Origin of the sequence: Rhizobium leguminosarum, assembly GCF_001679785.1 — a bacterium.
In the GTDB taxonomy this organism is placed as follows: domain Bacteria; phylum Pseudomonadota; class Alphaproteobacteria; order Rhizobiales; family Rhizobiaceae; genus Rhizobium; species Rhizobium leguminosarum_R.
This window is the reverse complement of record NZ_CP016286.1, coordinates 767,015-787,321: the sequence shown is the minus strand read 5'-3', so window position 1 is coordinate 787,321 and position 20,307 is coordinate 767,015. Positions and strand designations below refer to the sequence as shown.

At 59.7% G+C, this 20,307-nt stretch carries 22 protein-coding genes; 12 read left to right on the top strand and 10 right to left on the bottom strand.

Annotated elements, in window-relative coordinates; genetic code table 11:
- Positions 1-182: 182 nt before the first annotated feature.
- The gene (locus tag BA011_RS04080) at positions 183-497 is read left to right on the top strand and encodes a DUF1236 domain-containing protein (protein WP_020049431.1); all 315 of its coding nucleotides are present in this window, start codon (positions 183-185) and stop codon (positions 495-497) included.
- A 40-nt stretch (positions 498-537) separates the two neighbouring features.
- On the opposite strand, the gene BA011_RS04075 is transcribed toward BA011_RS04080, so the two are convergent.
- The gene (locus BA011_RS04075) at positions 538-2,184 is read right to left on the bottom strand and encodes an ATP-binding protein (protein WP_065279536.1); all 1,647 of its coding nucleotides are present in this window, start codon (positions 2,182-2,184) and stop codon (positions 538-540) included.
- 377 nt (positions 2,185-2,561) lie between these two features.
- On the opposite strand from BA011_RS04075, the gene BA011_RS04070 reads away from it, so the two are divergent.
- Positions 2,562-2,909: a response regulator gene (locus BA011_RS04070; RefSeq protein ID WP_065279535.1), complete on the top strand. Its 348-nt coding sequence runs from the start codon at positions 2,562-2,564 to the stop codon at positions 2,907-2,909.
- A gap of 9 nt (positions 2,910-2,918) precedes the next feature.
- Here the strand turns inward: BA011_RS04070 and BA011_RS04065 are convergent, their stop codons facing one another.
- The 6 genes from BA011_RS04065 to BA011_RS04040 all read right to left on the bottom strand — a co-directional run bounded on the left by BA011_RS04065 (position 2,919) and on the right by BA011_RS04040 (position 7,411).
- Positions 2,919-3,458: a MerR family transcriptional regulator gene (locus tag BA011_RS04065; protein WP_065279534.1), complete on the bottom strand. Its 540-nt coding sequence runs from the start codon at positions 3,456-3,458 to the stop codon at positions 2,919-2,921.
- Positions 3,459-3,608: 150 nt separating this feature from the next.
- The gene (locus BA011_RS04060) at positions 3,609-3,947 is read right to left on the bottom strand and encodes an integration host factor subunit alpha (protein WP_003547228.1); all 339 of its coding nucleotides are present in this window, start codon (positions 3,945-3,947) and stop codon (positions 3,609-3,611) included.
- Positions 3,948-4,051: 104 nt separating this feature from the next.
- Complete coding sequence (locus BA011_RS04055; RefSeq protein WP_012756903.1) at positions 4,052-5,023, bottom strand: beta-ketoacyl-ACP synthase III; 972 nt, start codon at positions 5,021-5,023, stop codon at positions 4,052-4,054.
- A gap of 20 nt (positions 5,024-5,043) precedes the next feature.
- Positions 5,044-6,090, bottom strand: a complete 1,047-nt coding sequence (gene plsX, locus BA011_RS04050; RefSeq protein WP_026158621.1) for a phosphate acyltransferase PlsX — start codon at positions 6,088-6,090, stop codon at positions 5,044-5,046.
- A gap of 98 nt (positions 6,091-6,188) precedes the next feature.
- Positions 6,189-6,743, bottom strand: a complete 555-nt coding sequence (locus BA011_RS04045) for a YceD family protein (protein WP_065279533.1) — start codon at positions 6,741-6,743, stop codon at positions 6,189-6,191.
- An 11-nt stretch (positions 6,744-6,754) separates the two neighbouring features.
- Entirely contained in the window at positions 6,755-7,411 is a 657-nt protein-coding gene (locus tag BA011_RS04040; protein ID WP_065279532.1) for a ubiquinol-cytochrome C chaperone family protein, read from the bottom strand.
- Positions 7,412-7,549: 138 nt separating this feature from the next.
- On the opposite strand from BA011_RS04040, the gene BA011_RS04035 reads away from it, so the two are divergent.
- The gene (locus BA011_RS04035; protein WP_012756899.1) at positions 7,550-8,083 is read left to right on the top strand and encodes an outer membrane protein assembly factor BamE; all 534 of its coding nucleotides are present in this window, start codon (positions 7,550-7,552) and stop codon (positions 8,081-8,083) included.
- 93 nt (positions 8,084-8,176) lie between these two features.
- Here the strand turns inward: BA011_RS04035 and BA011_RS04030 are convergent, their stop codons facing one another.
- The 3 genes from BA011_RS04030 to ribH all read right to left on the bottom strand — a co-directional run bounded on the left by BA011_RS04030 (position 8,177) and on the right by ribH (position 11,455).
- The gene (locus tag BA011_RS04030) at positions 8,177-10,315 is read right to left on the bottom strand and encodes a sodium-translocating pyrophosphatase (protein WP_065279531.1); all 2,139 of its coding nucleotides are present in this window, start codon (positions 10,313-10,315) and stop codon (positions 8,177-8,179) included.
- Between the two features lie 198 nt (positions 10,316-10,513).
- Positions 10,514-10,996 (bottom strand): transcription antitermination factor NusB, encoded by a 483-nt coding sequence (gene nusB / locus BA011_RS04025; RefSeq protein ID WP_017959878.1) that lies wholly within the window; start codon positions 10,994-10,996, stop codon positions 10,514-10,516.
- Positions 10,997-10,999: 3 nt separating this feature from the next.
- Positions 11,000-11,455 carry a 6,7-dimethyl-8-ribityllumazine synthase gene (ribH, locus tag BA011_RS04020; protein ID WP_064653893.1) on the bottom strand — a complete coding sequence of 152 codons (456 nt, stop codon included), beginning with the start codon at positions 11,453-11,455 and terminating at the stop codon, positions 11,000-11,002.
- Between the two features lie 347 nt (positions 11,456-11,802).
- Here ribH and BA011_RS04015 point away from each other — a divergent pair, with 347 nt between their 5' ends.
- The 9 genes from BA011_RS04015 to rfbA all read left to right on the top strand — a co-directional run bounded on the left by BA011_RS04015 (position 11,803) and on the right by rfbA (position 20,288).
- A complete protein-coding gene (locus BA011_RS04015; protein WP_065279530.1) occupies positions 11,803-12,162 on the top strand; it encodes a hypothetical protein in 360 nt (119 codons plus the stop codon).
- A 207-nt stretch (positions 12,163-12,369) separates the two neighbouring features.
- The gene (locus BA011_RS04010) at positions 12,370-12,873 is read left to right on the top strand and encodes a cupin domain-containing protein (protein ID WP_065279529.1); all 504 of its coding nucleotides are present in this window, start codon (positions 12,370-12,372) and stop codon (positions 12,871-12,873) included.
- A gap of 26 nt (positions 12,874-12,899) precedes the next feature.
- The gene (locus BA011_RS04005; protein WP_065279528.1) at positions 12,900-13,415 is read left to right on the top strand and encodes a GNAT family N-acetyltransferase; all 516 of its coding nucleotides are present in this window, start codon (positions 12,900-12,902) and stop codon (positions 13,413-13,415) included.
- A gap of 314 nt (positions 13,416-13,729) precedes the next feature.
- Positions 13,730-14,536, top strand: coding sequence for a hypothetical protein (locus BA011_RS04000; RefSeq protein ID WP_065279527.1), 807 nt, complete (start codon positions 13,730-13,732; stop codon positions 14,534-14,536).
- 348 nt (positions 14,537-14,884) lie between these two features.
- Positions 14,885-16,852: a hypothetical protein gene (locus BA011_RS03995; protein WP_065279526.1), complete on the top strand. Its 1,968-nt coding sequence runs from the start codon at positions 14,885-14,887 to the stop codon at positions 16,850-16,852.
- Positions 16,853-16,876: 24 nt separating this feature from the next.
- Positions 16,877-17,443 carry a dTDP-4-dehydrorhamnose 3,5-epimerase gene (gene rfbC / locus BA011_RS03990; RefSeq protein WP_065279525.1) on the top strand — a complete coding sequence of 189 codons (567 nt, stop codon included), beginning with the start codon at positions 16,877-16,879 and terminating at the stop codon, positions 17,441-17,443.
- Positions 17,444-17,461: 18 nt separating this feature from the next.
- Entirely contained in the window at positions 17,462-18,517 is a 1,056-nt protein-coding gene (rfbB, locus tag BA011_RS03985; protein ID WP_065279524.1) for a dTDP-glucose 4,6-dehydratase, read from the top strand.
- A 3-nt stretch (positions 18,518-18,520) separates the two neighbouring features.
- Positions 18,521-19,408, top strand: a complete 888-nt coding sequence (gene rfbD / locus BA011_RS03980; protein ID WP_065279523.1) for a dTDP-4-dehydrorhamnose reductase — start codon at positions 18,521-18,523, stop codon at positions 19,406-19,408.
- 10 nt (positions 19,409-19,418) lie between these two features.
- Complete coding sequence (gene rfbA, locus BA011_RS03975) at positions 19,419-20,288, top strand: glucose-1-phosphate thymidylyltransferase RfbA (RefSeq protein WP_065279522.1); 870 nt, start codon at positions 19,419-19,421, stop codon at positions 20,286-20,288.
- The last annotated feature ends 19 nt before the right edge of the window (positions 20,289-20,307 follow it).

Genomic DNA, 20,307 nt, shown 5'->3' with positions numbered 1-20,307 from the left:
CATCACCATCTGCACTCTTTTCGAACGCTGTTCAAACGGCTCAACCGTATGATGCAAAAATTAATTTAGTAACAACTTAAATACTCTCATTGCGTCTGTTACTGCTGTCGCGAAAAGTCCGCGGGGAACTATGCCGCATGACCAGCGTTGCCTTGATGTCTCAGGTAGAAAGGAGAAATCCCATGCGCAAGACCATGCTGGCTGCGGCCGCCATGCTGACCATCAGCTCCGCCGCCTTCGCGCAGAGCAGCGTCATCGTCACCGATCCCGCACCGACCGGCTCCGTCGTATTGCCCGGCGAGGTGCGCACCTATGTGATGGAGCAGAACACGCCATCCGTCGTCTATGACGGCGATATCGCGGTCGGCGCGACGCTGCCCGATACCGTCGAAGTGCATACCGTGCCAAATATCGACGGCTATGGCTATACGGTCGTCAACGAGCGGCGCGTGATCGTCGAACCGAAGACGCATCGCATCATCCAGGTCTTGGAATAACGCGGATAGAGAATTGCGGACGTGCGGCCGTATTCCGGCTTCACGTCCGCTCGTCTCCCACCCTCACCGCGACATTCAGAAGCTCGCGGATCTTATGAGCGAGCTGCTCCAGGCTGAAGGGCTTGGCAAGCAGGGAAACGCCGTGATCAAGCACGCCATTGTGGACGATGGCATTGCGGGTGTAACCCGTCGTGTAGAGGATCCGGATCGTCGGCCATTTTTCCTGGACGATATCGGCAAGCTGGCGTCCGCTCATCTGCGGCATGACGATATCGGTGAAGATCAGGTCGACTGCCGCATTCTGCTCCAGAAGCATAAGCGCCTCCATGCCGCTAGCCGCCTGCAACACGGTGTAACCGAGTTCATGCAGGCTTTCGGCAGTCATGGTGCGGACGTTCTCATCGTCCTCCACCACCAGGATCGTATCTTTGACGCTGCCCTGAGGAAGCGGCTGGGCGCCGGCGACGTTCAACCGGGCACCCGCCGTGCCGACATGACGGGGGAGATAGATCTTCAACGTCGTGCCCCTGTCGATCTCCGAATAGATCTTGATGTGGCCGCCGCTCTGCTTGATGTAGCCGTAGACCTGGCTGAGGCCGAGACCTGTGCCTTTGCCGGGTCCCTTGGTCGTGTAGAACGGGTCGAAGGCGCGTTCGATCACCTCCGGCGACATGCCGGTGCCGGTGTCGGTGATGCTGATCATCACATATTGACCTGCTTCGACCTCCGAATGCATACGCGAATATCGCTCGTCGAGTTCGGTATTGGCGGTCTCGATCGTCAGATTTCCGCCACCAGGCATGGCATCGCGAGCGTTGACGGCAAGGTTCAGGATGGCATTCTCGAGCTGGCTCAAATCGGCAAAGCTCGGCCAAAGGCCGCCGGCAAGCACGGTCTCGATCCGGATGTGCTCGCCGAGCGTGCGCCGCAGCAGCTCCGACATGCCGCCGACCAGCTTGTTGAGGTCGATCACCTCCGGGGCGAGCGGTTGCTGGCGCGAGAAGGCGAGAAGACGCGCGGTCAGCACCGCCGCTCTCTGCGCACCATCTCTGGCATTCTGGATGGAATATAGCAGGCGAGGATCCTCGTTGCCAATCAGGCGCCGCTGGGCGAGATCGAGGTTGCCGATGATGATCGCCAGCATGTTGTTGAAATCATGGGCGACACCGCCGGTCAGTTGGCCGATCGTTTCCATCTTCTGCAGCTGGCGAACCTGCGCCTGAGCGGCGGCATTCTCTTCCATCTCGTGCCTGAGCTCGGCAGTGCGCTGGACCACTGTCTGTTCGAGGCGCGTGTTGAAGCTGTTGAGCTCGCTGCGAAGGCGGCTCTGCCTGCCATGGGCGATGATGATCATCTCCATCAGGCCGACGATGATCACGGCATTGATGAGATAGGCGGAAAGCCCGACCCATTGGGCGGCGCTGGCCGGCCAGAAAACATTGTGCGGCTCGACGAAAAACTGCTGGACAATGAAACCGGCAACCAAGGTCGCGACAAAGCCCGGCCCGGCGCCGCCTATGAAACTCGCGAGCAATATCGCCGGAAGGAAGCTCAGGAAGGGAAACTCGGAGAGAGTGTCGCTGGCGGCAAGCCTCAGAAGAAACGTCAGGCCAACGAAGGCAATGGCCAGCGGATATGTAAAACCTGGCCTGTGACGCAGCCAATCCGTGGCACTCAGCAAATCCATTCGACACCCCTTCTTACAGCGCCGCCATGTCTTTTCGAGAGCCGCAAAAGACGCTGCAACGCTTTGAATTGCTGCATAATTTTATTCATAAATCGATTCCGATTTAAGGAAATTATGCAGGAGACGTTGCGGAGACGGCACTCCAGCTTTTGCACATCGAATTTCAACCGGCAATATGCTGTTTCTCGCACTGCCGGCCACGACGTCTTGACGAGCCGTGCAAGCGGCCACATAAACCTCATGCCTAAAGCGTGTCGCAATCTTTCAGATTGGCTCCTTGCGCTTTAGGTCTTTGTTTTTACGCATGTCGTTATCGCAAAACCGCAGCACACTTTTGCGCGACATGCTTTAGCAAGGGGCAATGGGTGGACGGGATCATGAAAGACATATTCATCGTCGAAGACGACGCGCTGATTGCCATGCTGCTCGAGGACATGCTTGACGATCTCGGCTACCGGGTCTGCGCCAGCGCGCCCGACCTGGAACGAGCGCTGACAGCCGCCAGGGATACGGAGTTCGACGCTGCAATTCTCGATGTCTCGCTTGCCGGGCAGAGTTCGTTGCCGGTCGCAAAGCTGCTCGACGAACGCGGAAAACCCTATCTCTATGCGACGGGATACGGCACGCCGCCTGATGGCAGCAGCCCAAGCACGCTGCCCGTGCTGCAAAAACCCTTCCAGCTCAGCGAACTCGAACAGGCGATGAAGCGGCTTACCGAAGCCTGACTTTCCTATTCAGCGCACCTGATCGAGCAGACGCTTGCATTCCAGGAGGTCGTAGAGCGCCTCCTGCAGCAGCGCCCTGTCTTCCTTGCCAATGCTCGATTTGCCGATCGAAACTTCCTGCTCGTCGTCTCCGGCGACGAAATTGAAGAACCGGCGGGTGATCGGCGGCTTGGCGCGGCCGACGATCTGGTCTTCATCGGCCATGCCGACGCGCGGTTCCCCTGCACCCATGTCCTGCACGCCCGACGCGAGCGCCTCGACGCTCGCGAGATCGCCATGGCCGACTGATATGACGAACTTGTTGCCATTGGTCTTCAGAAGCTTCTGCACACCCTTGATCGTATAGCCATGATCATAGAGCAAATGCCGGATGCCCTTGAGGAGGTCCACGTCCTCCGGCCGATAGTAGCGACGGCCGCCGCCGCGCTTCATCGGCTTTATCTGGGGAAACCGCGTCTCCCAGAAGCGCAGCACATGCTGCGGCAGATCAAGATCGTCTGCGACTTCGCTGATGGTGCGAAAGGCATCGGGGCTCTTGTCCAACGTCATGCTGCTACGCGACCTCGCGGCTCGATCCTACGGCGACTCATCATATTTCAACGGTTTGGCGCCGACAATTCAAGTCATGTCTTGACGTTGCGCACAAGGATGGAGAGCGCGATAGAGAAAAAAAGCCGTTTCCGAAACGGGAGCCGATTATCAGGGAGCCGGATTCAGCGGCTTCAGCTTGATCTTGCGAGCGACATGCGATTTGAGGATGCGTGTCTTCAACACGTTCGACGCCTTGAAGGTCATGACCCGGCGGGGGGAAATCGGAACCTCTTCGCCGGTCTTCGGGTTGCGGCCGATCCGCTCGTTCTTGTCGCGCACCTGGAAGGTGGCGAAGGAGGAAAGCTTGACGGTTTCGCCACGCACGATGGCGTTGCAGATCTCGTCGATGACGGTTTCCACAAGTTCGGCAGATTCGGTCCGGGAAAGCCCGACCTTTCGGAAAACGGATTCCGCCAGGTCTGCTCGCGTCACTGTTTTTCCGGTCATGGTTTCCCCGCCCATACAAATATTTTGTGAAATCGCACGAAGAGTATTTGTCTTGCGCCTTACGGTCAAGCTCTTGTTCGCCGCCAGTTTTTTAGGTTTCGTGCCTACCAGCGCAGCAGAACCGCACCCCAGGTAAAGCCGCCGCCCATCGCTTCGAGCATCACCAGGTCACCCTTCTTGATGCGGCCGTCGCCGGCAGCGGTCGCAAGTGCCAACGGGATCGAGGCAGCCGACGTATTGCCGTGCAGGTCGACGGTGATGACGACCTTCGCGGCATCGATGTTCAGCTTCTTCGCCGAACCGTCGATGATGCGGCGATTGGCCTGGTGCGGTACCAGCCAGTCGAGGTCATCGGCTGTGGTGCCGGTCGAATCGAAAGCCGCCTGGATAACATCGGTGATCATGCCGACGGCGTATTTGAAGACCTCGCGGCCTTCCATGCGCAGCTTGCCGACAGTGCCCGTCGTCGACGGGCCGCCATCGACATAGAGCTTTTCCTTGTGCGAGCCGTCGGAACGCAGATGTGCGGTCAGCACGCCGCGATCGCTAACGGTACCCTCGCCTTCTGTCGCTTCGAGGATGATCGCGCCGGCGCCGTCGCCGAAAAGCACGCAGGTGGTGCGGTCGTTCCAGTCGAGAATGCGCGAAAAAGTTTCGGCGCCAATGACGAGAACGCGCTTTGCCAGCCCACCGCGGATATAGGCATCCGCGGTCGTCACCGCATAGACGAAACCGGTGCAGACGGCCTGGACGTCGAAGGCGAAGCCGTGGCTCATGCCGAGCCGGTTCTGGATGTTGACTGACGTCGCCGGAAACGTGTTATCAGGCGTCGAGGTGGCGCAGATGACAAGATCGATATCGGCAGGCGTCAGGCCGCCATTGGCAAGGGCTGCGCGCGCAGCGGCCTCGCCGAGCGACGCCGTCGTTTCGTCATCACCGGCGACATAACGCTGGCGGATGCCGGTGCGCTGGACGATCCATTCGTCTGACGTGTCGACGATGGCCTCCATGTCACGATTGGTCATTACGCGCTTCGGAAGTGCGGCTCCGAACCCGCGAACCACTGAACGGATCATCTTTGATTGAACCCCATCGCTCATGCCGCTTCCGGGCCCATCGGGGGCAGCCGCTTGGCATGATATTTCTTAAGATCGTTTTCTATTTTCTGATTGAGGCCGTTCTTGGCCATGTCGTAGCCGACTTCGATGGCGGCTGCGATGCCTTCGGCATTCGCCCCGCCATGGCTCTTGATGACGATGCCGTTCAGGCCGAGAAACACGCCGCCATTGACCTTGCTCGGATCGAGCTTCTCGCGAAGCATGTCGAAGGCGCTTTTGGCGAAGAGGTAGCCAATACGGGCCAGCAGCGTGCGCGACATGGCGGCACGCAGATATTCGCCGATCTGCTTGGCTGTGCCTTCGGCGGTCTTGAGCGCGATATTACCGGAAAATCCTTCGGTGACGACAACGTCGACCGTGCCCTTGCCAAGGTCGTTGCCCTCGACGAAGCCGGAATATTCGAGCGAATCGATGTTCGCCTCGCGCAACAGCCGGCCGGCCTCCTTGACCTCCTCCTGGCCTTTCATCTCCTCGACGCCGACGTTCAGAAGACCGACCGTCGGACGTTCGACCTCGAAAAGAGCGCGCGCCATGGCGCCGCCCATCAGGGCAAAATCCATCAGCTGCTGCGCATCGGCGCCGATCGTCGCCCCAACATCGAGCACGATGCTCTCACCCTTCAGCGTCGGCCAGATCGCGGCAATCGCGGGACGCTCGATATTGGCCATAGTGCGCAGACAGAACTTTGCCATGGCCATCAGCGCGCCGGTATTGCCGGCCGAGACCGCGACGTCGGCGTCACCCGTCTTCACCGCCTCGATCGAACGCCACATGGTGGAGATGTAGCGGCCACGGCGCAACGCCTGGCTCGGCTTCTCATCCATAGCGACGGCAAGCTCGCAGTCGTGAAAGAGCGATTTTTCCCTGAGCTTCGGAAACTTGGCGAGAACCGGATCGCACTGTTCCTTGAGACCATAGAGAACGAAGGAAATATCCGGATGCCGATCCAACGCCTTGGCGGCGCCGGGGATGACAACCTGGGGACCAAAGTCGCCACCCATGAGGTCGAGAGATATTCTGATCACGCGTCCCTGATCCTTCTTTTCGCCGAGGGCGAAATTTCGGCCAAAATACCGGTTTTGGCGTCGCTTACAACTGAATTGTGTCAAATGCCAGAGGGGCTTCAGTCCTTTTTCCAGTCCTTGAGGGCCGCGAAAGCGGAGGGCTTTTTGTCGTCTTCGCCGCTGTCTTCGACATGGCCGGCGAATTCGATACCCGGCTTGCGCGGATAGGGATCAATCGCCAGAGCGGCGAATTCGGCAACCACCTGGCCGGCGTCGATCGTATCGCCGACAAAGTTCTCGGGCAGGTCGGGACCGTCGGGATCGAGCAGCATCTCGCCGGCGTCGTTGCCGGCCTGACGGGCAAGCTTGGAGCCCTCCGGCACGAAGATCTGCTCGAAGCTCTCGTCGATGGCAGATTCGACCGGCTCCAGCGTCACGACGCAGGACTGGACGATCTTCGCCTGCACGCGGCCCTTGATGCGCACGCCGTCGCGCTTCCAGCGGGCAATCTGCAGATCGGCGCCGAGATCGTCGACAGAGACGACGTTCCAGGTCCGGGCCAACGCCTTCAGTTCGCTGGCGTCGGCCTCGACATGGACCTCGACGGGGTTGGCCGAGATGTGGCCGACCTTGACTTGATAGGAGAAGGGAACATCGTCCCGATCATTCTGCATCGTTTCCTCCTTCAGATGACCGGTGGGCAGGCGACCGGCGGGAGCGTTGCCGAACCGGTGGCGATCACCTCTTCGGCTACGGCGGACAGATGCGATTCTGCGGTCATCATCCACCCGGCGAGGCCGGACATATCGGCAGGCGTCGCGGTTTCAGGGTAGATATTGCGCTGAAGGGCAAGAGTGAGGGCTTCGGCATCGCCTGTGTCCATCGCCTTCGAATAGGCTTCGAGCCGGCCGTAAAACATGCCAGCGAGCTTCTTCATGCGCTTCGGCACGCTGTTGTCGCCGATGCCGAGTTCGCGGATCGAATAGTCGATATCCTGGAAGAAAGCGTCGACGATCTCCTGGGCGATCTCCTGGCCGCTGGTGGCGGAAGCACGGGTGCGGCGAAAAAACAGAATCATGACTATCGACAGCATCTCGAAACGGCCCATGACCGTATCCGGCACATTGAGCCGCTCGTAGAGTTCCGGCATGCGCGCGGCCGCCGCCAACGCCGCATATTGCCTGTCGACGATCGCCTGATTGTTGTTTTTCTTGCGGAAGAGCCCGAGGATCATTGTTTTTTCCGGAAATGCCTCATTCTTCATGCCGGCTGGCGTCTGGCCTTGTTGCATGATTTCGAAAGCTGGTTTACCGAAGCAGGCGCGAATTGCAATGCCGATCATGGCCAGTTTCAGGACGACGCCTTCGACGCGTCAGCGAAGCGAATTCGGGAGATTCGACCCGGAATGGCCACAATGGTTTTGCAGGAGGTAAAGCGTGCAAGGCCCAGAATGGCTGCTATCGACACTCACAGGGAGTAGATGTCGTTGAAGAAACGGTATTTCAAGTCTGACATGAAATTCTTCAGCAATGCGGCCATTGCCCTCATAATTGCCTCCACTACCGCTCTCTCCGGTTGCCAGACCAGCACCGTTCTCAACGGCGGCTACGTCGCCGACCAGCAGTCGCTGAACCTGGTTCCGGAAGGCTCCAGCCGCGAGCAAGTGCTGCTTTCGCTCGGCACCCCGTCGACGACGGCGACCTTCGACGGCGAAGTCTTCTACTACATCTCGCAGCGGCGCACGCGTGCGGTCGCCTTCCAGAAACTGAAGGTCGTCGATCAGAGCGTTCTGGCGATCTATTTCGACAAGGACGGCGTCGTCAGCCGCCGCGCCAACTATGCGCTGCAGGACGGCAAGGTGTTCGACACGATCGGGCGCGTCACGCCGACCGGCGGCAAGGAACTCACCTTCCTGCAACAGATGCTTTCCGGCGGCAGCGCCGCGAGTGCTGCCCGCAGCCTGTTCGGCGGTGGTGCTGGCGGCACGCCGCAGAACCCAAGCAGCCTGCGCTGATCGGATACGCCTTATACGAAAACCCCGCCGGATCACTCCGGCGGGGTTTTTAGTGGTCGCTGTTCGTTGCCGCGCCGAGCCGGGCGGCATGCCTCATCCGGCGAGAACGGCGAGCAGCAGCAGCGCGACAATGTTGGTGATCTTGATCGCCGGGTTGACCGCGGGGCCGGCGGTATCCTTGTAGGGGTCGCCGACCGTATCGCCGGTGACGGAAGCCTTGTGCGCATCCGAACCCTTCATGTGACGCACGCCGTCCTTGTCGACGAAACCGTCTTCGAAGCTCTTCTTGGCATTGTCCCAGGCGCCACCGCCCGATGTCATCGAGATGGCGACGAAGAGGCCGTTGATGATGACGCCGAGCAGCGATGCGCCGAGGGCGGCAAAGGCGGAGGCCTTGGAGCCGGAGATGAGAAGCACGCCGAAATAGACGACGATCGGCGCCAGCACCGGCAGCAGCGACGGCACGATCATCTCACGGATGGCGGCCTTGGTCAGAATGTCGACCGCCCTGCCGTAATCCGGCTTTTCCGTGCCCTGCATGATGCCGGGCTTTTCCTTGAACTGACGGCGGACTTCCTCGACGATCGCGCCGGCCGCACGGCCGACGGCAGTCATGGCAATGCCGCCGAAGAGGTAGGGAATAAGACCTCCGAAGATCAATCCCGCCACCACGTAAGGGTTGGAAAGATCGAAGGAAATTTCGCCGATGCCGGCAAAATATGGGAACTTGTCGCCATTCGCCGCAAAATATTTGAGGTCGTAGGAGTAGGCTGCGAAAAGAACCAGGGCGCCGAGACCGGCAGAACCGATGGCGTAGCCCTTGGTGACAGCTTTGGTCGTATTGCCGACGGCATCGAGCGCATCGGTGGATTTGCGCACCTCCGGCGGCAGATGCGCCATTTCGGCGATACCGCCGGCATTGTCCGTCACCGGTCCGAACGCGTCGAGCGCGACAATCATTCCGGCGATGCCGAGCATGGCCGTGACCGCAATGCCGGTGCCGAACAGGCCGCCGAGCTGGTAAGTGGCGAGAATGCCGCCAACGATGACGATCGCCGGCAGTGCCGTCGATTCCAGTGAAACGGCCAGGCCCTGGATGACGTTGGTGCCGTGACCGGTGACCGAGGCCTGGGCAATCGAGACGACCGGGCGCTTGCCCGTGCCTGTATAATATTCAGTGATCACGACGATCAGCGCGGTGACGACGAGGCCGATGATGCCGCAGAAGAAGAGGTTCGCGCCTGATATGTCGGCGCCTGCGACGGAGCCGATCGATCCCCAGCCGATGGTGAGCGAGGTGGCAGCGCCAAGACCGACGATCGACAGCAGGCCGGTGACGATGAGGCCCTTGTAGAGAGCACCCATGATCGAGCCGTTCGAGCCGAGCTTGACAAAGAAGGTGCCGATGATCGAGGTGATGATGCAGGCGCCGCAGATCGCCAGCGGATAGACCATCGCCGACTGGAGGATCGGCGCGCCGGCAAAGAAGATCGCGGCGAGAACCATGGTGGCGACGACCGAGACCGCATAGGTCTCGAAAAGGTCGGCAGCCATGCCGGCGCAGTCGCCGACATTGTCGCCGACGTTATCGGCGATCGTTGCCGGGTTGCGCGGATCGTCTTCGGGAATGCCGGCTTCCACCTTGCCGACGAGATCTCCGCCGACATCGGCGCCCTTGGTGAAGATGCCGCCGCCGAGACGGGCGAAGATCGAGATCAGCGACGCGCCGAAGCCGAGCGCCACCAGCGCATCGATGACTTCGCGCGAGCCGCTCTCATGGCCGAGCCCGATGGTCAAGACCGTATAGTAGATGGAAACTCCAAGCAGCGCCAAGCCAGCCACCAGCATGCCGGTGATCGCACCCGACTTGAAGGCGATGTCGAGGCCGGCGGAAAGGCTCACGGAAGCTGCCTGAGCGGTGCGCACATTGGCGCGGACGGAGACGTGCATGCCGATGAAACCGGCAGCACCGGAAAGCACGGCGCCAATCAGGAAGCCGATCGCGGCCTCGCCGGAAAGAAGCAGCCAGGCTAAAATGAAAACAACAACCCCGACAATGGCAATGGTTCTGTACTGGCGCGTCAGATAGGCTTGCGCACCTTCGCGGATATAGCCCGCGATCTCCTGCATGCGGCTGTTGCCCTGATCGGCGGCAAGCACCGACCGGGTTGCCCAGGCGGCATAAACCACCGAGAGCAGACCGCATGCGATTACGCATAAAAGAATCGTCATTTCGCTCTTTCCTCCCATAGGCCGGAGCTCACTCCTTCTCCGGCAGATACGCCGCCGAATCGCCTTCCTCTCCACAGAAATGCCACAGCTAAGCGGTGCGGAGATTGCTTGGTCGATCACGTGGCGTCAAGACCGCAGCGGGCGAAAACCATTGCAGTACGAAGAAAGACGTAGGGGGATTATTTGGCGGCTAAAGACTTATTTCTTCGCCTCGCCGCGAACCTGCTTTGCGATGCGGTCGAGCACGGCGTTAACGAGCTTCGGCTCGTCGTCGTCGAAGAAGGCCTGGGCGATCTCGACATATTCGGTGACGATGACCGCCACCGGAACGTCCTTGCGGTCGGTGATCTCGAAAACGCCAGCGCGTAGGATGGCCCGCACGGTGCTGTCGAGGCGCGACAAGGCCCAATCATCCTGCAGGGCTGCGGCAATCAACGGATCGAGACGGACCTGATCGCGCACGACGCCCGAGACGATGGAACGGAACCAGGCGGCATCGGCTTTCAGATAGGTCGCGCCATCGATTTCCTGACCAAGACGGTGCGCCTCGTATTCAGCCACGATTTCCAGAACGCCCGTGCCGCCGACATCCATCTGATACAGTGCCTGAACGGCAGCAAGACGGGCAGCGCCCCGCTGGTTCGCAGTCTTGACCGGCCGTTCCGTCTTGTCGTCGTTCATTCGTTATGCACCCAGTTTCTGCTTCAGCTCGATCATGGTCAGAGCTGCACGAGCGGCAAATCCGCCCTTGTCCTTTTCCGAGCGGCGCACGCGCGCCCAGGCCTGTTCGTCGTTTTCGACGGTCAGGATGCCATTGCCGATGGCAAGGGACTCGCTGACCGCAAGATCCATCAAAGCGCGCGAGGATTCGTTCGACACGATATCGAAGTGATAGGTCTCGCCGCGAATGACCATGCCAAGGGCGACATAGCCGTCATAATGCGTTCCGCCATTGTCGTCTCCATCGAGCGACATGGCAATCGCCGCCGGAATTTCCAGTGCGCCGGGAACGGTGACGACCTCGAAGGTGGCGCCGGCCTCCGTCAATGCGAAGGTCGCGCCTTCGAGCAGGGCGTCGGCCATGTCGTCGTAGAAGCGGGCCTCAACGATCAAAATATGGGGAGCGGTCTCTCTCGACATGGTTCACCTTCGGTTGGCGGGACATTTACCCACTCGGCAGCCCGCGGTCAAAACATGCCTTCGTCCGAATGGCAAGCAATTTCGCCGGATGCCGCAATGGGAAAGAAGAAATATCTGCAAGGGGATAGCTGCGTCCTGTATGCATAGCTGGGCAGGCCTCTGAAAACAGCTTTCCCGGTCGCCTTGAAAGCGGCAATTCGAAGGCAGTTTTCATGAACAATTCTTAATGTATTTTCAGTGACTTAACCCATTGAATCGCGAATGCGAGAACGCCAATTCCACGTCGTGACGCAGACGATCCCCTGCAACGACAGCCGACCGTCTAAGCAGATGAAAGGATACAAATCATGCACCGCGTTCTCACCATCACCCTCGCTGCCGCCCTCTCCTCCATCGCCTTTGCAGGCGTCAGCCGGGCCGAAAGCCTTGGGATGAACACTGACCAGGGCATCGAGCAGACACTCCGGACCTTCCACGGCAATGATTTCAATGTCGAGCAGGTCTACAACTGGCGCCATCGCGACGACGAGACGACCGGTCCGCGCTCGGCACCGGAACGTTCCGGCCAGGCCGTTCGCGGCATCCAGGCCTCGATCGACGCCAACAGGTCGCTTGCCCACCGGCTTAACACCGAAGGCGTCGACGTCCGCAACATCGTCAACGCCGAGCAGGCAGCCGACGGAAGCTTGACCTTCTACGTCCGCTGACGCTCTCCAGCGCATACCCCCGAAAATCGGAACGATCTTCGGGGGTATGCGTGGGTTGAAGTGATCAAGCGTCTCGACGCGTCCTATTCAACGCGCGGTGCTCAAAGCATGGGCGGCGGTCTCCTCTCCGCCCATGCTGGGGATATCAGAGATAAGCATTGAATTTTCCTGGGATGACGGCTTCTCTTCTGGAAACAGGAGGACGTCATGGCAACGGAACAGAAGGCGGGGATCAATACCGCCGATCTCAAGCTCGATCACTGGAAACAGGGCGAGCTCTATGAAAGCACCGACACCTCTTTCGGCGCGCTACTTGGCCTGACCGGCCTCGGCGTCAGCTACAACGAGGTACCGCCCGGCAAATCCGGCTGCCCCTTTCACAACCATCACGTCGAAGACGAGCTTTTCTATGTGATCGCCGGTACCGGCGAATACCGCTTTGGCGATGCGCGCCATGCGATCAAGGCGGGCGACGTGCTCGGCGCGCCGGCCGGCGGACCGGAAACTGCGCACCAGATCATCAACACCGGCACGGCCACACTCGTCTATCTCGGCATTTCGACCATGGCGAAGACGGAGATCGTCGAATATCCCGATTCCGGAAAGTTCCTTGCGAAGACGAATAGAGACGGTACCGAAGCCAGGCGCTTCCGCCACATTGGACGGCCGGAAGGCGATCTCGACTATTGGGACGGCGAGCCTGGCGCCTGAGAGTGCGATTTCCATAAGGACCTGATGTGACCGACATTCCGACCCTCGAAACGGCGCGGCTGACGCTTCGCCCTCACCGCCTCGACGATTTCGACGCGCATGCAGCGCTATGGGCGGACGAGGATGTCGTGCGCTTCATCACCGGCGTGCCGTCAACGCGCGAGCAAAGCTGGAGCCGCATGCTGCGTGTCGCCGGCATGTGGCATCATATGAGCTTCGGCTTTCTGGCGATCGTGGAAAAGGAGAGCGGCCGGTTCATCGGTGAAGCGGGCTTCCTGGAAGCCCGCCGCGAAATGGAACCCTCGATCGAGGGGACGATGGAGGTCGGCTGGGCGCTGATGCCTTCGGCGCACGGCCGCGGTTATGCCACCGAAGCGTTGACAGCGCTGATCGGCTGGGCGGAAACGCATTTCCCAGGAAAACCGATGAGCTGCATCATCAGTCCCGAGAACCAGGCCTCGCTGCGGGTCGCAGCCAAGCTCGGCTTCCGCGAGACGGCGCGCACGCAGTACAACGGCGAGATCATTCAGTTTTCGCGTTAGGGATTCCACCAAGCGGGCAACATAGCGCGCGCCATTGCGCGCTTGCTGACATTTGCCGATATCGCCAACAGCAACAGCAAGTTTAAGCAAAAGGATATCGACGACCTCACCTTTAGGCACCCGACTTCATCCCCGGATGGGTCCGGACTTCGCACCTGCTACGCGCAAGGAACGCGCTTTAGAGTCGCTGACAAGAGGCAGAAACGCTTGGAATCCTGACGTCCGCCACCTTGACACAACTAAGCATTGACGGGCGAGCCGCGTGGTAATTGCAGCCGGCAGAAACTCCCATCCATAAGAGGCTGATCACAAATATGACCATTTTCATTGTTTGCCACAAGGATTTGCCGAGCTACCCTCCTCCCGAGGGCGCGAAAATCATATGGCTCAATTCCAGACCTCCTTTGGAAAACAAGGGAATGGATGTCATTGCCGGCTATGATTTTTTCAGCGAGCCGGAGGAGATTCACGCGAAATTGTCAGGATCGCTGGGAACGCTAGTCATCGCAAAAGTCGTTTCGGAAGAAACTGTAAAACCTCGCAACATTACCATCTGGCAGTATCGTAAATTTTTAACAAGACTAAAAATCGGAACGCCGAATCCCGAATATCCCGGCATGAATATAGCAACTTCAGAAGAAGTAGAAATCACAAGACCAGAGAATCCGGCGCTTTTTTCAGAGAGTTTCTTTCTGCCTCGTCCATTGAATCTCCATAACATATCGTATCACTATGGAGGCTGCCACAATATTGTTGACTTTTTCAGATATACAGCGTTTTCAGTCGAAGCAAATACTTTAACGCAAGCCGAAGCTTTGCATTTTTTTAATTCCGGCACTCTCGTCCCTGGAGGCATTGAGCTCGGCACATATCCGACAGACTGGTGGCTGGATACTTTTGTGCGCCTTGTGGCGCCGTCTCTTGAATTTGCGAAACGATATCAACCGTTTCAAGCCGAAGATCCCGTGCAGAAACGTGCGATCTCATTTTGCCAGGAGCGTCTGGGAAGCTATCTTCTAATCAAGCGGTTGGCCGAGCTCTATGGCAACAACCTGCCTGGGTTCTTGTTCGGAGATATGGCTACCGTATCGAACGATGGTGTCTATAGAACCGGCGTATAAACCGAGGCAATCCCAAACGTAGTATCGCAAGTCTTTGCGATACTGGCAGCAGAAGCGGCTGAGCGAGCAAAGCTGGCTACTGCATAATTCCTTAAATCGGAATCGATTTAAGGAATTATGCAGCGATTCAAAGTGCTACAGCGTCCTTTGCGCGTCTGAAAAGACGCGCGGCGCTGTAGAGAAAACTGACCCCGGATAGGTCGAGCTCCTGCAATCCCTCCAGGCTGACCAGCGAAAGTCCTGCGAACAGTGTGGCGCAAGCTTCACATCCAATAGTCGATACCCAAACCAGCCCGAATGCCGTTTCGTGAATCGCGGAGACGGCGACCATGCACTGAGGATGATGCCTTGACGATCAATCAGCCCGTTTCCGCTCTGCCCGCCGGTCTTCCTGATCTGGCGCTTCTCACGGAGAAAGCTGCCGGCACGGGGTCCGTCATTATCTACCAGCCTTATCTCGGCCCTTCGCAGCGCAGCCAGCTCGACGCAGCTGCCGTACCGCTCGACATCTCATTCAACACGCAGGCTGCGACCCGCGAATACGAGCTCTTCCGTATCCTGCATGCGCATCACGAGGCGATCGGCCTCGGCGAGGACGTGTTCTGGGGACTGCTGTCCAGCAAATTCGAGGTGAAGTCGGTGACGAGCTTCCCATCCTTCGTTACCGAGGCGGAAAAGGCCAGGGCGGAAAGTGCGGACGCCTATCTCTACAATCCGCTGATCGGCCACGCCGCGATCTACAGCAACGTCTGGGAGCATTCGCTGCTTGGCGGTCGTCCAGGCATGGAGCCGATCTTCCTGCATATCCAGCAGCTCGGCTATCCGATCGCGCCGCCGCAAGACAAAACCGCCTTCATGTTCTGCAATTATTTCTGCGGCAACAGGAAGTTCTGGTCCGGATATTTCGCCTTTTGCGAAGGCATTCTGGAATCGCTGGAAAATGAAGCGCGCCGCGGCACGCCAGCGGGCATTGCCTATGCCGGTTCGGCGCAGTATTCACGCGACGCCAACGCGACGATGCGCCCCTTCGTGATCGAGCGTCTGCTCGGGCTCTATGTTCAGCAGGCTGCCGCCTCCGGATTGAAGATCGCCGCCTTCGTGCCGGCGCCTGCCGATTTCGAGTGGAAGTTCGGTGTCCGCCTCGGCCGGATGCTGCATGGTCTCTTCACCGCCAAGGAAGCTTTTCTTCAGAGCCCCGACGAGGCCCACTTGGCCTCCTGGCAGGAGGGCCGCCAACCACTGATCAAGCAGCCGCACCTTATCTGGTTCGCCGATGATACGCCGGCCTGGATGCCGCGCGGCCAGTTCACGGGTGGCCGCGAACTGATGCGTGCCTATGCTCCGCAGGCTTCCGGCGCCTCCCCGGCGCCGCGGCAGGCTGTGCGTACCGAGACACCCGCCGCCCAGAAGATCGAGCAGCCGCTTCGCAACGCATTGCAGCCCTTTGCCGGCGGATGGCAGGCCCACAAGGATCGCCATTGCATCTGGATCGTGACGCCCGACAACTACAATCACAGCCACGCCTTCGACGAAGTCGCGCTTGGCCTACAGGGCGCCTTCGAGGAACTCGGCGGCTCGGCACCGATCACCCGGGACATGAACGCATTCGCCGGCCGTGCGCCGATCATCTATGGCGGCAATCTTCTCCCCGCCGAAATCGTCAGCCATCTGCCGAAGGACAGTGTCATCATCAATCTCGAGCAGGTGTCCGAAGAAAGCATCTGGATCAATTCGCGCTATATGTCGATCCTGAGGGCGATGCCGGTGCTCGACTACAGCCCGCGCAACCGGGAAAATCTCGCCGCCAAGGGTATCGATCACGCCGGCGTGCTCGAAATCGGCTATAGCCGCTGCCTGAGCCAGATCCAGCATGCCGTCGTCAAGGATATAGACGTGCTCTTCTATGGCTCGATGAACGAGCGCCGCCATCACATCCTGAAGACGCTTGAAGAGGGCGGGCTCAAGGTCGTGCATCTCTTCAACATCTATGGTGCGGAACGCGACGCGGCGATTGCCCGCGCCAAGATCGTGATCAACATCCATCATTATGCGAGCGGCGTCTTCGAGATCGTCCGCATTTCCTATCTGCTCGCCAATCGCGTTTGCGTGCTGACGGAAGGCGACATCCGTGATCCAGACCTTCAGCCCTTCATCGGCGGCTTGGCAATTGAGCCCTATGACGACATGATCGAGCGCTGCTACAAGCTGATCGCAGATGCCGGCGAGCGCGATACCATTGCCGCGACGGGCCTTGCGGCCATGCAGAGCCGCTCGCAGGCGGACATGCTGATGAGCGTCATGAGGGCGGGCGCTTGATGAAGGCCGCAGAAAAGGTACGTCATGCGGATTGAGACCACGGCCATCGAGGGCATCGTTGCGATCACGCCGCCACGCTTCGGCGATCACCGTGGCTACTTCTCCGAGGTATACAAGGATGCCTGGTTCCGGGAAAATGTGGCCGACGTCACGTTCATCCAGGACAATGAATCGCTTTCGGCGCAGGCCGGCACCGTCCGGGGGCTGCATTTCCAGATACCGCCTTTCGCACAGGGCAAGCTGGTGCGCTGTCTTGCCGGCCGGATCATGGATATCGTCGTCGATATCCGCGAGGGATCGCCGAGCTTCGGCAAATGGCTCTCTCAGGAGCTCTCGCCGGAAAACGGCATGCAGCTCTGGGTGCCGGCCGGTTTCGCACACGGATTCGCAACGCTCGAGCCGAACAGCGTCATCAGCTACAAGGTAACTGCACCCTACAGCCCGCAGCATGATCGGGGTATCGCGTGGAACGATCCGGCGATCGGCATCCGCTGGCCCTTCGATGAGAGAGACATGGTTTTGTCCGAAAAAGACAAGACGCTGCCGCGGCTCGCCGATCTGCCGGGCCATTTTTCCTGCTCAGCACAGTAACCCAGGGATTGATCGAAGATGCGCATACTGGTCACGGGCGGAGCGGGCTTCATCGGATCGGCATTGGTGCGCCATCTCGTCAGCGAGATCGGCGCCGAGGTGTTGAATGTCGACGCACTGACCTATGCCGGCAATCTGGCATCGCTGAAATCCGTCGAATCGGCGCCGAACTATCAATTCCTGCAAGCCGACATCTGCGACCGCGCCAGGATGCAGGAAGCATTCGCGTCCTTCCGCCCTGATATCGTCATGCATCTCGCAGCAGAGAGCCATGTCGACCGCTCGATCTCGGGCGCGGACGATTTCATTCAGACCAACATCGTCGGCACATTCAGCCTGCTGGATGCCGCACGGCACTATTGGGATGAGCTTGACGCTCGCCGCAAGAGTGCCTTCCGCTTTCTGCATGTCTCGACGGACGAGGTCTACGGCTCGCTCGGCGACGAGGGCCTCTTCGAGGAGACGACGCCTTACGACCCGTCCTCGCCCTACTCTGCCTCCAAGGCCGCCAGCGACCATCTGGCGATCGCCTGGCACCGAACCTACGGCCTGCCCGTCGTCGTCTCCAATTGCTCCAACAACTACGGCCCGTTCCATTTCCCCGAAAAGCTCATTCCGCTAATGATCCTGAACGCACTGGAGGGCAAGCCTCTTCCGGTTTACGGCAATGGCGCGAATGTCCGCGACTGGCTCTATGTCGAAGACCACGCCCGCGCGCTCTTCACGATCGCATCCAGAGGGCGCCCCGGCGAAAAATACAATGTGGGCGGCCGCAATGAGCGCAGGAACATCGATGTCGTTCATCGCATCTGCGCTATTCTCGACGGCGTCTACAGTGACAAGGGAGCGCATGCACGTCTGATCACCAACGTCACGGACCGCCCCGGACACGACGCACGCTATGCGATCGACGCCTCCAAACTCGAAAGCGAACTCGGCTGGAAGGCGCAAGAGACCTTCGAAACCGGCATCGAGAAGACCGTGCACTGGTATTTGGAAAACGAATGGTGGTGGAGGCCGCTGCGCAAAAACGTCTACTCCGGCGAACGCCTCGGCGTTTTCAAGGGACGATAAGCGATGCGCATTGCCGTCACCGGCAAACAGGGCCAGGTCGTTCAGTCGCTGCTCAGACGCGGCGCCGAAATGGGCGTCGAAATCAGTGCGGTCGGGCGCCCGGAAATGGACCTCGCGGATCCTGCAAGCATCGCAGCCGCCTTCTCGGCTCTGCGGCCGGATGTGATCGTCTCCGCCGCCGCCTATACGGCGGTCGACAAGGCCGAGAGCGAACCCGAGCTTGCTTTTTCCGTCAACGCAGCAGGCGCCGGGGCGGTTGCCGAGGCTTCGGCGCGGATCGGGGCCCCGGTCATCCACATTTCGACCGACTACGTCTTCAGCGGCGACAAGGCCTCCGCGTATTCCGAAGAGGATGCGACGGCGCCGAACTCCGTCTATGGGCGTTCGAAGCTCGCGGGCGAGAAGGCCGTCGCGGCGGTGAACCCGAACCATGTCATCTTGCGCACCGCCTGGGTCTATTCGCCCTTTGGCGCCAATTTCCTGAAAACGATGCTGCGGCTTTCCGAGACGCGCGATCATCTTCGCGTTGTCGCCGATCAGACAGGATGCCCGACCTCGGCACTCGACATCGCCGACGCGATTCTTGCGATCGCATCCCGTATCGTAACGGACCCTGAGCCATCGCTCCGCGGCACTTTTCACCTGACCGGCAGCGGCGAAGCAAGCTGGGCGGACTTCGCCGAAGAGATATTCACGGAGCTTTCTAAATCCGGCGGTAGAAACGTCGGCGTCGAGCGCATCCCGACGGCGGACTATCCGACACCGGCGAAGCGTCCCGCCAATTCACGTCTCAACGGTGACAAGCTCGCCAGAACATATGGAATCCGGCTCCCGGAGTGGAAGCAGTCCATGACGATTGTCATGCAGGACCTTTTGAATAAGGGTCTTTAAGGAGATGGGCATGAAGGGGATTATTCTCGCCGGCGGCACGGGCACGCGTCTGCATCCGATCACGCAGGCCGTCTCGAAACAGTTGATGCCGGTCTACGACAAGCCGATGATCTACTATCCGCTGACGACGCTCATGCTCGCAGGCATCAGGGAGTTGCTGATCATCACCACGCCTCACGACGTCGAAGCCTTCAAGCGCCTTCTCGGCGACGGCTCGCAATGGGGAATTTCACTGACCTATGCCGTACAGCCGAGCCCGGACGGCCTCGCCCAGGCCTTCATCATCGGCGCCGACTTCCTGCACGGCGACAGCTCGGCGCTCGTTCTCGGCGACAACATTTTCTACGGGCACGGACTGCCGGAAATCATGAAATCCGGCACGAGTCGGCGGGAAGGTGCCACGGTGTTCGCCTATCACGTCACCGATCCGGAACGCTATGGCGTTGTCGGCTTTGACGAAAAGATGAATGCGCTGTCGATCGAGGAGAAACCGAAGGAGCCAAAATCGAACTGGGCGGTGACCGGCCTCTATTTCTACGACCAGCAGGTGGTCGATATCGCCGCCAACCTGAAGCCGTCACCGCGCGGTGAATTGGAAATTACCGATGTCAACCGCACCTATCTTGAGCGCGGCCAGCTTTTCGTGGAGTTGATGGGCCGGGGCTATGCCTGGCTCGACACCGGCACGCCGGACAGCCTGCACGATGCCGCGGGTTTTGTCAGCACCCTGGAGAAACGCCAGGGCTTCAAGATCGCCTGCCCCGAGGAAGTCGCCTGGCGCATGGGTTACATCTCGCAGAACGACCTCGCCAAGCTCGCGGAGAAGCTCGGCAAGAGCGCCTACGGCCAGTATCTGACGAAGCTGTCCCCGAATTGGTGAGCTATCGGGCCGGCGCCGC

What these genes read in the sequence shown, in the direction of transcription:
- BA011_RS04010 (WP_065279529.1), top strand. Translation starts at nt 12,370, where the DNA reads ATGGCAACGGAACAGAAGGCGGGGATCAATACCGCCGATCTCAAGCTC.
- BA011_RS04075 (WP_065279536.1), bottom strand. Translation starts at nt 2,184, where the DNA reads ATGGATTTGCTGAGTGCCACGGATTGGCTGCGTCACAGGCCAGGTTTT.
- rfbC (WP_065279525.1), top strand. Translation starts at nt 16,877, where the DNA reads ATGCGGATTGAGACCACGGCCATCGAGGGCATCGTTGCGATCACGCCG.
- rfbB (WP_065279524.1), top strand. Translation starts at nt 17,462, where the DNA reads ATGCGCATACTGGTCACGGGCGGAGCGGGCTTCATCGGATCGGCATTG.
- BA011_RS04040 (WP_065279532.1), bottom strand. Translation starts at nt 7,411, where the DNA reads ATGATCGGCATTGCAATTCGCGCCTGCTTCGGTAAACCAGCTTTCGAA.
- rfbD (WP_065279523.1), top strand. Translation starts at nt 18,521, where the DNA reads ATGCGCATTGCCGTCACCGGCAAACAGGGCCAGGTCGTTCAGTCGCTG.
- BA011_RS04065 (WP_065279534.1), bottom strand. Translation starts at nt 3,458, where the DNA reads ATGACGTTGGACAAGAGCCCCGATGCCTTTCGCACCATCAGCGAAGTC.
- BA011_RS04030 (WP_065279531.1), bottom strand. Translation starts at nt 10,315, where the DNA reads ATGACGATTCTTTTATGCGTAATCGCATGCGGTCTGCTCTCGGTGGTT.
- BA011_RS04080 (WP_020049431.1), top strand. Translation starts at nt 183, where the DNA reads ATGCGCAAGACCATGCTGGCTGCGGCCGCCATGCTGACCATCAGCTCC.
- BA011_RS04070 (WP_065279535.1), top strand. Translation starts at nt 2,562, where the DNA reads ATGAAAGACATATTCATCGTCGAAGACGACGCGCTGATTGCCATGCTG.
- ribH (WP_064653893.1), bottom strand. Translation starts at nt 11,455, where the DNA reads ATGTCGAGAGAGACCGCTCCCCATATTTTGATCGTTGAGGCCCGCTTC.
- BA011_RS04045 (WP_065279533.1), bottom strand. Translation starts at nt 6,743, where the DNA reads ATGCAGAATGATCGGGACGATGTTCCCTTCTCCTATCAAGTCAAGGTC.
- nusB (WP_017959878.1), bottom strand. Translation starts at nt 10,996, where the DNA reads ATGAACGACGACAAGACGGAACGGCCGGTCAAGACTGCGAACCAGCGG.
- rfbA (WP_065279522.1), top strand. Translation starts at nt 19,419, where the DNA reads ATGAAGGGGATTATTCTCGCCGGCGGCACGGGCACGCGTCTGCATCCG.
- BA011_RS04035 (WP_012756899.1), top strand. Translation starts at nt 7,550, where the DNA reads ATGTCGTTGAAGAAACGGTATTTCAAGTCTGACATGAAATTCTTCAGC.
- BA011_RS04060 (WP_003547228.1), bottom strand. Translation starts at nt 3,947, where the DNA reads ATGACCGGAAAAACAGTGACGCGAGCAGACCTGGCGGAATCCGTTTTC.
- BA011_RS04015 (WP_065279530.1), top strand. Translation starts at nt 11,803, where the DNA reads ATGCACCGCGTTCTCACCATCACCCTCGCTGCCGCCCTCTCCTCCATC.
- BA011_RS04055 (WP_012756903.1), bottom strand. Translation starts at nt 5,023, where the DNA reads ATGATCCGTTCAGTGGTTCGCGGGTTCGGAGCCGCACTTCCGAAGCGC.
- BA011_RS04000 (WP_065279527.1), top strand. Translation starts at nt 13,730, where the DNA reads ATGACCATTTTCATTGTTTGCCACAAGGATTTGCCGAGCTACCCTCCT.